This is a genomic window from Chryseobacterium sp. KLBC 52 (genome assembly GCF_003347605.1).
In the GTDB taxonomy this organism is placed as follows: Bacteria; Bacteroidota; Bacteroidia; order Flavobacteriales; family Weeksellaceae; genus Chryseobacterium.
Genome location: NZ_QDFZ01000011.1, coordinates 89,381 through 102,040 on the forward strand (window position 1 = coordinate 89,381; position 12,660 = coordinate 102,040).

The 12,660-nt window shown below is 37.0% G+C and carries 11 protein-coding genes; 3 read left to right on the forward strand and 8 right to left on the reverse strand.

All coding sequences use genetic code 11. From position 1 onward, the window contains the following. Positions 1-58 precede the first annotated feature (58 nt). From prfB to DDF69_RS13210, 4 genes are all read right to left on the reverse strand, one after another. Positions 59-1,171: a peptide chain release factor 2 gene (prfB, locus tag DDF69_RS13195; RefSeq protein ID WP_114821192.1), complete on the reverse strand. Its 1,113-nt coding sequence runs from the start codon at positions 1,169-1,171 to the stop codon at positions 59-61. Positions 1,172-1,315: 144 nt separating this feature from the next. Continuing rightward, the gene (locus tag DDF69_RS13200; RefSeq protein WP_114821193.1) at positions 1,316-1,807 is read right to left on the reverse strand and encodes a hypothetical protein; all 492 of its coding nucleotides are present in this window, start codon (positions 1,805-1,807) and stop codon (positions 1,316-1,318) included. A gap of 17 nt (positions 1,808-1,824) precedes the next feature. After that, on the reverse strand, positions 1,825-2,928 hold the full coding sequence (locus DDF69_RS13205; protein WP_114821194.1) for an NAD(P)/FAD-dependent oxidoreductase: 1,104 nt from the start codon (positions 2,926-2,928) through the stop codon (positions 1,825-1,827). A 70-nt stretch (positions 2,929-2,998) separates the two neighbouring features. Further along, positions 2,999-4,351 (reverse strand): AAA family ATPase, encoded by a 1,353-nt coding sequence (locus DDF69_RS13210; RefSeq protein ID WP_114821195.1) that lies wholly within the window; start codon positions 4,349-4,351, stop codon positions 2,999-3,001. Positions 4,352-4,467: 116 nt separating this feature from the next. On the opposite strand from DDF69_RS13210, the gene DDF69_RS13215 reads away from it, so the two are divergent. Beyond that, positions 4,468-5,370, forward strand: coding sequence for an ABC transporter ATP-binding protein (locus DDF69_RS13215; protein ID WP_114821196.1), 903 nt, complete (start codon positions 4,468-4,470; stop codon positions 5,368-5,370). A 2-nt stretch (positions 5,371-5,372) separates the two neighbouring features. Then, complete coding sequence (locus tag DDF69_RS13220) at positions 5,373-6,218, forward strand: ABC transporter permease (protein WP_114821197.1); 846 nt, start codon at positions 5,373-5,375, stop codon at positions 6,216-6,218. Positions 6,219-6,386: 168 nt separating this feature from the next. Here the strand turns inward: DDF69_RS13220 and msrB are convergent, their stop codons facing one another. From msrB to DDF69_RS13240, 4 genes are all read right to left on the reverse strand, one after another. Then, complete coding sequence (gene msrB / locus DDF69_RS13225) at positions 6,387-7,484, reverse strand: peptide-methionine (R)-S-oxide reductase MsrB (protein ID WP_114821247.1); 1,098 nt, start codon at positions 7,482-7,484, stop codon at positions 6,387-6,389. A gap of 17 nt (positions 7,485-7,501) precedes the next feature. Further along, positions 7,502-7,945 (reverse strand): DUF417 family protein, encoded by a 444-nt coding sequence (locus DDF69_RS13230; RefSeq protein ID WP_114821198.1) that lies wholly within the window; start codon positions 7,943-7,945, stop codon positions 7,502-7,504. 80 nt (positions 7,946-8,025) lie between these two features. Further along, complete coding sequence (locus tag DDF69_RS13235) at positions 8,026-8,295, reverse strand: hypothetical protein (RefSeq protein WP_114821199.1); 270 nt, start codon at positions 8,293-8,295, stop codon at positions 8,026-8,028. A gap of 5 nt (positions 8,296-8,300) precedes the next feature. Then, a complete protein-coding gene (locus DDF69_RS13240; RefSeq protein ID WP_114821248.1) occupies positions 8,301-8,855 on the reverse strand; it encodes a sigma-70 family RNA polymerase sigma factor in 555 nt (184 codons plus the stop codon). 271 nt (positions 8,856-9,126) lie between these two features. Here DDF69_RS13240 and alaS point away from each other — a divergent pair, with 271 nt between their 5' ends. After that, positions 9,127-11,730: an alanine--tRNA ligase gene (alaS, locus tag DDF69_RS13245; RefSeq protein WP_114821200.1), complete on the forward strand. Its 2,604-nt coding sequence runs from the start codon at positions 9,127-9,129 to the stop codon at positions 11,728-11,730. Positions 11,731-12,660: the final 930 nt, after the last annotated feature.

Here is a 12,660-nt window from a genome sequence, read left to right on the forward strand (position 1 = left end):
AAAATGTCTGAAACAAAAATTAATTATAAGATTTTAACTAAAAATTCAAATATGATTTTTATAAGTCCATGTCATCATCGGAAACAGCCGTTCCATCTGCCATTAAGAATGCTTTCAGGAATGGAGTGATATTTCCGTTCATTACGGCATCCACATCTGAAGTTTCATGACCGGAACGTACATCTTTTACCAGCTTGTAAGGATGCATGACGTAGTTTCTGATCTGGCTTCCCCACTCGATCTTCATTTTGTTGGCTTCAATCTCATTTCTTGCCTTCATACGTTCTTCCAGTTCCATTTCGTAAAGTCTCGAACGAAGGAGCTGCATTGCCTTTTCTTTATTCTGAAGCTGAGAACGGGATTCTGAGTTTTCAATGATAATTCCTGTTGGTGCGTGGCGAAGACGTACAGCCGTTTCCACCTTGTTTACGTTCTGTCCCCCAGCTCCGGAAGCTCTCATGGTCTCAAAGCTGATATCGGCAGGATTGATATTGATTTCAATCGTATCATCCACCAAAGGATACACATATACGGAAACAAAACTTGTATGACGTTTTGCATTACTATCAAAAGGAGAGATCCTTACCAAACGGTGTACTCCGTTTTCGCCTCGTAAATATCCAAAAGCAAATTCACCTTCAATTTCAAGGGTCACAGTCTTCACACCTGCTACATCACCTTCCTGGAAGTTCAGTTCACGGATTTTATAGCCTTGTTTTTCTGCCCACATGGTATACATTCTCATCAGCATAGCTGCCCAGTCGCAACTTTCTGTTCCACCTGCTCCTGCTGTAATCTGCAGCACTGCGGAAAGCTCATCCCCTTCGTTGGAAAGCATATTTTTGAATTCCAGGTCTTCAATTTTTTCCACCAATTGCGGGAAAGTCTCATCCAGTTCTTTTTCAGAATCCGGATCTTCTTTAGCGAAATCAGCCAAAACCTGTAAATCTTCAAACTGTGTCTGAATTTCGTCATAGCTTTCTACCCATTTTTTCTTGGAACGAAGCTGTTTTAGAAATGCTTCAGCCGTTTTTGGATTGTCCCAAAATTCTGGTGCCGCAGTTTTTTCATCATCATTGGCAATTTCAATCTTCTTTTTTTCAATCTGAAGGTATCTGTGTAAGTCTTCAATTCTGGATTGAACTTCTTTTATCTGGTCGTTGTTAATCACGAATTTTTCTTTTTGCAAAAATAAGGAATTCTTTTAGAGTGGAGAGGTGCGGGTTCTTAGTTTTCGGGGTTCGGGATCCGAGTTTTTGGGATATTGGATTTTTTTGGAAATTTAACAGAGACTCAAAATCTGCTTTAGGAGAAACTATTCCTTTACTATTTCGGCATCAAAGCTTCTTCTAAGATATTCTTTTGCTTGTTTACTTTCCGATTTGAACCCTACCATAGTTAAAGCGTAGACAAACAAGAGCATACCCATAGGAAGAAAAAGGTCTATTGATATTTCTTTTTCCTTTATAGTTTTTATAGAGACACCTATGAAGAAAATCAGGGCAAATGAGCACCAGACTATTAAGAAAAAGAAGACAAATGCATGTAGCGACATGGTCACCTGTATTTGAGTTCCATTATTTTCATTTTGAATTTTACCGTTGATCTGAGGAAGAAATGAGTTTCTGTACTTAATCACTCTGCTTATTTCAAAGCTATTATTATTCACAGTTCCTTCATATTCTTTTATATAATTTTTCCCCAAACCAAATTTTTTGGGTTCTACAAAACCAGAAAGTCTTGTTAAAACTTCCTTTTCAGACAAATTTGTTTTGTAAGTAATACGTTCAAAGGGTAAGTATTTCATGTTTCTCAACGTTGTAATTATATCATTTCTGCCACCATTTCACCTATCTTCGGAGCCAGGGCAACCCCCATTCCTGAAAGTCTTACCGCGCAAAACTGTCTTTCTGAAAGTTGTTTTACAATGGGTGATTTTTCTTCTCCCATAGCCATGATTCCCGACCAGCGAAGGGCAATTTTAAACTCATCGTTGGGAAGTATAACCTCTTTTAAAAAGTTTTCTAAATGATTCTGCAGAAATTCTGTTGTTTCAAAAGCAGTTGTTTCTTCTGTCTTAAAATCCTGATTTCTTCCGCCACCCAGCAATATTCTGTTTCCTACATTTCTGAAATAATAGTATCCTTCATCATAATGAAATGTTCCTTTAAGCTTCAATCCCTCTATAGGTTCTGTCAGAAGAATCTGTCCGCGGGCAGGAATGATATTTTCTTTTTTCAGGAACTTTGAAGTGAATGCATTGGTGCAATAGATGAGCTGGTCTGCTGCCACAGAAAGATCAGTTGAAAGCTGAACCTCAACGTTGTCTGTTTCTTCAATATGCTGAACTTCCGTTCCAAATAAAAACTCAATTTTCAGTTCGTGGCATTTCTCCAGTAGTTTCTGTACTAACTTTCCGGAGTGAAGACCTCCTTCACAGGGATTTTCAATCAGGAATTCAGATTTTCCGAGTCCGAATTCCTTTATTTTATTCTGTTTTAAAGTATAGGTCTGATCCAGCCCGGTTATTGCTTTCAGTTTTTCATTGACAACATCAATATGGGATAAAGGTTCTTCATGATTTACAATTTCGTAACCTCCATTCAATTCAAAATCGATTTCACTATTTTTAAAATAATGCTGAATTCTCTGAAGCCCGTCAAATCTCATTGTAACCAGCTCCAATGTTTTCTCCCAGCCCATTTTCTGCGAATCGGCAATCACTTCGGTAAGACCTCCAAAGCACGCAAACCCAGCATTTCTTGTGGAAGCACCCAATGGAATGGCATTCCGTTCAATAATGAGAACAGATTTTTCAGGATATTTTTCTTTGATAGACAGGGCAGTCCACAGGCCGGAAAATCCTGCACCAATAATAATGATGTCTCTTTTTCTGTAGAATGTATCCAATTCCCAAATACTGTTCATAAATAATGAGTAATAGGTAATGAGTAATTTTTATAAAGCCTTAAACTTTAAACCTTGAACTTTAAACAGTTTATCCTTTATCTCCTTCTTCATTATGCTGGAATCCGATTGCTCTTTGCGGCTCTTCGACAACTCTGTAGGTTTCCAGTTCATTTTTCAGAGCCTGAATCCTAAACCTGAAGTCATCAAAGTTATTAATAATGGCATCCGCAAGAAATCTGGCTACCTGATCCAGATATTCTTCGGTAAGTTTTGACCCGGCATCCCTCAACGCACTCTCTAAAAGTTTCTGATCAATTTTCAGTTTTTCGTTTCTTGTTCTCTGGTAAAGGTTTTTAATTCTTTTCTTTAAACTTTGAGTGAAGTCTATCAGCATCGTGTTACTGAAAGCTTTCATCTTTGAAGAGATTTCATGCCAGAAAGGAACCTTATCAGCTTTGTTATTTTTAAGTATTTTGTAGAGTAAAGAATCTTCTTCCAGCCCTCTGGTCATGGCATAAAGTATAATTTCTGAACGTTCTGAAGCATTGGGTGGAAATATGGGAATCATCACATCAAATCTTCCCGGAGCAAGAATTTCTTCGTCAATTTCTGAAACGGAATTGGCAGAACCCACCATCAGAACGCCTTCTTTTTCAAACTTTCCGATGTAGTGAAGAATCAATTCCTGAGCTTCAAGATTACAGGAAGCAACATCTGTTTCTGCCCTTCTCTGCATCATAATTTCATCGAAATCATCCATGAAAAGCAGCATTTTGTTTTCCTTCATCATACTCAGCAGGAAATCACTGAAATTGATTTCATTTCCGTCAATCAGCGAAGTTCCCAAATAGTGTTTTTTAACTTCTTTAAACTGATATCCGATGATTTCAGCAATTTTATTGGCCCAGAATATCTTTCCGCTTCCCGGAGGTCCGTACAGAATAATTCCTGCAGGTTTGTTGATTCCCCAATCTTTGATCTGCTGCGGATTCAGGAAGGGTTCCAAAACAGTGGAGGTATAAAAAAACAGGTCTCTGTATCCAATAAAATCTCTTTGCTGAAGGCTGGTTTTATGTCCAAAATAATCGTAGACAAACTGATAATTCCCTCCAAGTTTGTTATCAATTCCATAGCTTGATATAGAGGATTTGAAAAAACCATTATCGAAAATATTGAGATTATTGTCTTTGATCACCTTTTCCACCTTATCTTTTGGCTGCTTAATGACTTCGGCAATCTGCTCGAGTGTTTTATTTTTATCAAGATCTTTTTCATATAGTCTTAAAAAATCTACATTCTCACGGGCAAATTTTTCAAAATCTTCTTTTACGTCAAAATTTGTACTGACACAGTCTACCAGTTCAAGATCAAAATCCTGAATAAACTGTTTGATGGCTTCTGCAGATACATTTAATTCTTCTGCCAGTTCAATTAGCTTCATAACTGTTGATTAATTCTACCAAATTTAATGTATTTGTCCATAAATTAATATTGATTTATGATAATTCTGTAACATTCTCTAATTTATATAGACTACTACTATGTAAAACAAATTACATGGAAAAGATTTTATCAGTAAAAAATTTGACGAAGAAATTCAAGAGAGTTGTGGTGAACAATATTTCTTTTGATGTCGAAAGAGGAAATGTTTATGGCCTTTTAGGTCCGAACGGAAGTGGAAAATCCACTACTTTCGGAATGCTGCTTTCAACGATCAATCCTACCAGCGGAGACTGGTTCTGGTTTGGCAAAAAAGGAACTGATCCTGATACCTTGAAAAAGATCGGGGCGATTATCGAGCAGCCTAACTTTTATCCTTATTTAAGTGCAGAAACCAACCTCAAGATTGTTGCTGAAATTAAGCAAGCACCCTATTCAAGGATTGACGAAGTCCTGAAGACTGTTAATCTGTACGAAAGAAAAAAAGATACTTTCAAAACTTTTTCTTTGGGAATGAAACAGCGTCTTGCTATAGCGTCAGCGATGCTCAACAATCCTGAAGTGATGATTTTAGATGAACCTACAAACGGATTAGATCCTGAAGGAATCATTCAGATCAGAGAAATCATCAGCAATATTGCCAAACAGGGAATCACCATTATCATTGCAAGCCATCTTCTGGATGAAATTGAGAAAATCTGCAGCCATGTGATTGTATTAAAAGAAGGAAATTCCATTTATTGCGGAAGAGTGGATGAAATGACCTCCAACAATGGCTATTTTGAATTGAAAGCGGATAATAATACATTGCTGTTAAATGCTCTTAATGAGCTTCAGTGGTTCTCTTCCATCCATCAGGAAGGTGAGCTTATCAAAGCCCAGATCCGCGATGATGCTTCCATTTCAGCTTCAGCGATGAATCAGAAACTGGCAGAGAAAGGAATCTACCTTTCCCACTTGACCAAGAAAAAACTGTCTCTTGAATCTCAATTCCTTGAACTTGTAAAAAACACTAATTAATCATGATCAAATTATTAAAACTGGAATACTACAAAAACCTGAACTACCAACCGTTTAAGGTTTTCACGATACTTTATTTTGCCATTCTTATTGCCTTGCTTTTCATTGGATTGGTCGACTTTGATGTTTTTGGAGGAACCATTAACTTAAAAGAACAAGGGATTTATAATTTCCCCGAAATCTGGAATTTCACCACATGGATTGTTGCATTGCTGAAAATTTTCCTGGGACTGATCATTGTTTTCTCCATTTCTCAGGAGTTCAGCAACCGGATGTTCAAACAGAATACGATTGATGGATTGAGCAGAAAGGAATTCATCACTTCAAAATTATTGACGATAAGCATTTTTACTATTGTTTCGACAGCCATTGTGTTGGGAATTACTTTGTTTCTGGGATATCAATATTCGAATACAACAGAATCTACAAAGGCTTTTGCTGAGATCTTCTTTATTGGAAATTATTTTGTGAAGCTATTTACCTTCTTTTGCTTCTTAATGTTCCTTTCTATTTTACTGAGAAAATCTGTTTTTGTTTTTCTTGCCCTTTTCGTTTTCTGGATTGGCGAAGGAATTTTAACCGCTCTTGAAACGTATTCAAAAGTAAAAGGAATGCAGGGACCACAAAGAAATGAGGTTCTTCAGAATGACTTTTTTATCTCGCATCTTTTACCACTGGAAAGTATGTCCAGCCTGATTCCTAACCCGATGATGAGATTAAATATGGCTAAAATGATGGGCTTAAAATATGAATTCCACTACCCTACAGAAAGCCTTATCGCTTGCCTGGTGTGGTGTGCTATTTTCATCTTCGGTTCGTACTGGATTCTGAGAAAAAGAGATTGGTAGATTTAATTATACTATGAATTCAAAATAAAAAGGCTGCCAGATAGCACAATAATTTGGCTTTTGTCATTCTGACGAAGGAAGAATCTCATTAATCAGTAGACCTATGAGATTCTTCACTTCATTTCATTTCGTTCAGAATGACATTTTTTAGGCAGCCTTCCTTTCACATTACTTTTTATCTAACAACGGAAGATATTTTCCGTATCCTTTACTTTCCATTTCCGCTTTTGGAATAAATTTCAGAGAAGCACTGTTGATACAGTAACGAAGTCCTCCCTTATCCTGCGGTCCGTCTGTGAAAACGTGACCTAAATGAGCATCACCGGTTTTACTTCTTACTTCTACTCTATCCATACCATGGGAACGATCCAGCTTTTCATCAATCAAACCTTTGGTAATCGGTTTTGAGAAACTTGGCCATCCACATCCGGATTCAAATTTATCTGTAGAGACAAACAACGGTTCTCCTGTGGTAATATCTACATAAATTCCTTCACGGGTTTCGTTCCAGTATTCATTCTGGAAAGGTCTTTCTGTTCCGTTTTCCTGGGTAACATTATATTGTTCTGCGGTCAGTTTTTCTTTTAAAACTTTTTTATCCTGCTTTTGATACGTTGGTTTTGGAAATGGATTGGCTTTTTTGGCCATTTCAAAAAGTCCCGGTTCAATATGGCAGTAACCGCCCGGATTTTTATCAAGATAATCCTGATGATAATCTTCCGCTTTGTAGAAATTTTTCAATGGAATAGTTTCTACTAATAAAGGCTTGCTATAGTTTTTTGCCAGTTTCTGAACTTCATCTTTTACCACAGCTTCATCAGTTTTATTGGTAAAATAAATTCCGGTTCTGTACTGGTTTCCTCTGTCATTTCCCTGCTGATCTTTGCTTGTAGGATCAATGGTTTTAAAATATAAATCAATCAACAGTTTCAGATCTACCTGTTCCGGATCATATTTTACTTTTACGGTTTCTGCAAAACCTGTTGTATGACTTACCACCTCTTCATAAGTAGGATTTTGAGTATTTCCGTTGGCATACCCCACTTCTGTTCCTACAACACCACGAATTTGTTGAAAAAAATGTTCTGTTCCCCAGAAACATCCACCTGCAAAATAAATCTCTCTAACGTTTTTGTTATCCATAATTTTCTCATTTTCTTTTTTTATTTCCACTACATCAGGCTTGTTTTTTTTGAAAAGCCCGGACCCCGCAGCAAAGACTGCTATACCCAGAATGATTCCGAGTACGATTAATATATTTTTCATTTTTACTTTTTTATTCATTACTTATTATTTTGAACGATCATGAATCCAAATCCTAAAAGCATAAGGTCTTTTAAAATAAAGAAATCCGTCACAGGCACTCCGTCCACTATTTTCCATATTCCCGGTGTTGTAAACAAATAGCTTAATGTCACCAGAAAAGTTACGATCATTCCTATCCCTGCATACTTTTTCAATACAGCAAATTTCGCACTAAATATCAGGAGTAAGGCAATGATAATTTCTATCACTCCGATAAGATTTGACACTGCCTGGACGCTTATAATTTTATATACGAAAAAAGTTAAGAAATGGTTTTCTACCAAGGGTTTTATTGCAGCAGCTTCTGTGGGAGTGAATTTGAAGATACCAATCCACAGTAAAATAAGTGCTGCTCCGAAAAGCGAGATATAATACCCGATTCGGGTTAATTGATTTTTAGATTCCTGTACTGTTCCGACCATATTTTTAAGATTTTAAATGAATACTTTATTGTTTTCGAAAGTATAGTCGGTGCTATTTTAAAATCCTGACAGAAATTTTCCTAGAAATTTAATTTATCGATCATTTTGTTTTTAAAGTCCTGAATTTCAGAATCATTAATTTCAGTTTTTTGTTCAGAAAAAGTCTTTTTAAAAGCTTTATCCAGAAGAGCCAGCTTTTCATTGTACATCCTGCACCATTTGCAGATCATCAGATGCATGCTCAGCATCCTGTTTTCTCTGGCAGAAATAGATTGGGCATTCCTTTTTTCCATCAGTAAAGTAGCTTCACTGCATGGTAAAAATAATTTATGTAGTATTCTTCTTATCATTTCTCTTATGATTTTGAAAACCAGTTAAACTCCAGACATTCTCTGAGCTGCATTCGGCTTCTTTGCAAAATCTTCCAAAGATTAGTCGTAGAAACTTCCAATTCCTGACTGACTTCCGGTGCTTTTTTTTCTTCGATATAATACATTTTTAGCAGAATCTTCCATCTGGAGGGCAATTCTTCAATACATTCTTCCAATGTTTTATTAAAATCTGCACTGTCTAAAAGTTCATCGCCTTCACCGGAGACATTCCAGTCATTCAAAACATCATTATTTTTCCATGATCCGGTTTCATCAAAAAAATGATCAAGTCGGATATTGGGTTCAGATTTATATTTTTTACGGTAAAAATCTGCAACTTTCCTGTTCAGAATAGCCACCAGCCATGTAAGCGCATTGCTTTTTCCTTCAAAAGAATCATAAGCTGAGTAAGCAGCGAGAAAAACTTCCTGAACCACATCCTGTGCATCTTCTTTATTTGAAAGTACGTACAGTGCCCGCTTCAAAAGCGGCCCTGAGTATTGTTCTATCCAGCTTTTCAGTTCTTCATCTTTTGTCATTGGAAGGATTTTTTGTCTTTTTTCAGATCGCAACGAAGGTAGGAAGTTAAATGGAAAATTGCAAAATGAGATCGATTATTATTGATTACAGTCATTACAAACTTGCCATCTCAAACCTTACAGGTTTTAAAAACCTGTAAGGTTTACCACACCTCCAATAGCCAAACTCGTTATCATTCAAAACATAGCATAAAATTATTACAAATCGCTTAAAAATCTTAAATTTGCATCTTATCAAAAATTTGATATTTAAAAAAGCAAAAGCAATACTATGACATCACAAGAGATACGTCAAAAATTTTTAGATTATTTTAAAAGTAAGGAGCACTTGATCGTTCCTTCAGCTCCTATTGTGCTGAAAGACGACCCTACCCTTATGTTTTCCAACTCTGGAATGACACAGTTCAAGGATTTCTTCCTTGGCTACAAAACCCCTACCGCCCCTAGAATTGCCGATACCCAAAAGTGTCTTAGAGTTTCAGGGAAGCACAATGATCTGGATGATGTAGGTAGAGATACTTACCACCACACCATGTTTGAAATGTTAGGAAACTGGTCTTTCGGGGATTACTTCAAAAAAGAGGCTATTGCTTTTGCCTGGGAATTACTTACTGAAGTATACGGAATTCCAAAAGAAAATTTATACGTAACGATTTTTGAAGGGGATGCTTCAGAAAATCTGGACAGAGACCAGGATGCTTATGACTTCTGGAAGTCTCACATTTCAGAGGACAGAATCATCAACGGAAATAAAAAAGATAACTTCTGGGAAATGGGTGAAAGCGGACCATGCGGACCGTGTTCAGAAATCCATGTTGACTTGAGAACACCGGAAGAGAAAGCTAAGGTTTCCGGACTTGAATTGGTAAATAATGACCATCCTCAGGTTGTTGAAGTATGGAACCTGGTTTTCATGGAATTCAACAGAAAAGCAGATAAATCTTTAGAGAAGCTTCCTGCTCAGCACGTAGATACGGGAATGGGCTTTGAGCGTCTTTGTATGGCGCTTCAAGGGAAGTCTTCCAACTATGATACCGATGTTTTCACTCCGCTTATTTCTAAAGTTGAAGAACTTTCAGGTAAAAAATACACCGGAATTTTAGAAGACGAAAAAGATATTGCCATCCGTGTTGTGGTAGACCACATCAGAGCGGTTTCCTTTGCTATTGCAGACGGACAATTGCCATCCAACGGAGGAGCAGGTTATGTGATCAGAAGAATTTTAAGAAGAGGAATTTCTTATTCTTACCGATTCCTGGATATGAAAGAACCTTTCCTTTACAAGTTGGTTGCTGTGCTGCAGGAGCAAATGGGAGCTTTCTTCCCGGAACTTGAAAAACAAGGAAAACTGGTTGCTGAAGTGATCAAAAGTGAAGAAGATTCATTCTTAAAAACAATTGAAAACGGTCTGATCCGAGTAGAAAAGCTGATCCAGCAGACGATTGCCAATAATCAGAAAGTATTACCTAGCGAGGAAGTTTTTGAACTGTATGATACTTATGGTTTCCCTGATGATTTAACAAGAATTATCGCGGAAGAAAAAGGATTAACGATTGATGAAGCTGGTTTCAAAGCTGAAATGGAGAAACAGAAGCTCCGTTCAAAAGCTGATTCTGCTCAGAAAGTTTATGACTGGGTTACCCTGGAAGAAAGAGATGAAAACTTTGTAGGATACGATCAGATTGAATCCGAAACCTATATCACAAGATACAGAAAGGTAGAAAACAAAGACGGAGAATTTTACCAGGTGGTATTAAGCAGTTCTCCTTTCTATCCTGAAGGTGGTGGACAGGTTGGAGACAAAGGTGTTCTTGAGAATGCTGTTGAAAGCTTTGAAGTGTTGGAAACCAAAAAAGAAAACGGATTAATCATTTCTTTGATCAACGGTCTTCCAAAAGATGCCGGTGCTGTTTTCTATGCTAAAGTAAACGCTTCTGAAAGAAAAAATTCCCAGGCCAACCACTCTGTGACTCACCTTCTGCACGAAGCTTTAAGAGAGGTATTAGGAACTCACGTAGAACAGAAAGGTTCTTATGTAGGCCCTGATTATCTTCGTTTCGACTTCTCTCACTTCAACAAAATGACGGAAGAAGAACTGGCATTAATCGAAGAAAAAGTAAACAAAAAGATCAAGGAAAGTATTGCTTTACAGGAATTCAGAAATATTCCGATTCAGGAAGCTCTGGAGAAAGGAGCAATGGCTTTGTTTGGTGAAAAATATGGTGACAGTGTGAGAATGATCCAGTTCGGAAGTTCAAAAGAACTTTGCGGAGGAACTCACGTAAAAAACACCAGCGAAATTGGTCATTTCAAGATCACTTCTGAAGGTTCTGCTGCGGCGGGAATCAGAAGAATTGAGGCGATTTCTGGAGACAAATCCGAAGAATATTTCAACAATCTTGAAAAACAGATCATTGAACTTTCTCAGTTATTAAAGTCTAAAGATGTGGTAAGATCGATCGAAAAACTGATCGAAGAAAACACTTCACTGAAGGCTGAAGTAGACACTCTTAAGAAGGAAAAGGCAAAAGGAGAAATCGGAGAATGGAAGAATGCTTATGAGCAGAAAGGCAACAAACAACTTTTAGTAAAGAAAACTTCTCTGGATGCAGGTTCTGTAAAGGACATCGTATTCCAGTTGAAAAGAGAAATCCCGACTTCAGTAACGATTATTCTTTCTGATGCAGACGGAAAACCAATGATTACCGTTGGAGTTTCTGATGATCTTGCTGCAGATTACCAGGCTGGAGCTATCGTAAAAGACCTTGCTAAAGAAATCCAAGGTGGTGGTGGTGGAAACCCAGGCTTTGCAACAGCTGGTGGTAAAAACCTTGAAGGTATAGAAAACGCTTACCAAAAAGCATTGAATATCTAAAATAGAAAACTCTATTATAAATTTTAACTCCGGCTGTCTCAAAATTGAGACAGCCGGAGTTGTTTTTACCCCATCTCTCCTATTATATTCTTAACGCAAAGTTTTTCGTATAGCACGTCGTATTGAAGGGAGCAAAGAAGAAAATCAATTTCATTGATTCTGACTAAGCGTGAGTAATAATTATACTTCCATCAGATAAAGCAAATTTCCCATAAACATCTGTGTCATCCGTGAAATCCGTGGGAGATTAAAATAAAATAATTTAGAAAAAGGTTACACAAGCCGGATATATGTTTTATTTAACGCGAAGGATCGCAAAGAAACATTATTTTATCTTAAATATTTTCGATCGCTAAGGCGTTACACTCAGCCATGAAATGATTGCGTTTTTTTGCTGAATGGAATGCCTTTGCGATCGAAAAAAGTAGATGAATAGAAACCTTAGCGTCTCTGCGTTATAACATAACATTCTTTCATTGATTTTTATCAAGCAGATATAATATTATACCTCTCGCTGATCAAACAAATTACGCAGATTCTTCCACAAACATCTGCATAATCTGTGAAATCAGCGGGAGATTAAAATAAATTTAGACGGTTATACAAGCTGGATATATGTTTTATTTAACGCGAAGGATCGCAAAGGAACATTTATTTTATCTTAAGTATTTTCGTTCGCTAAGGCGTTACACTCAGCCATGAAATGATTGCGTTTTTTGCTGAATGGAATGCCTTTGCGATCGAAAAAAGTAGATGAATAGAAACCTTAGCGTCTCTGCGTTATAACATAACATTCTTTCATTGATTTTTATCAAGCAGATATAATATTATACCTCTCGCTGATCAAACAAATTACGCAGATTCTTCCGGAAGAATCTGTGTGATCCGTGAAATCCGTGGGAGATTAAAATAAAATAATTTAGGAAAAGA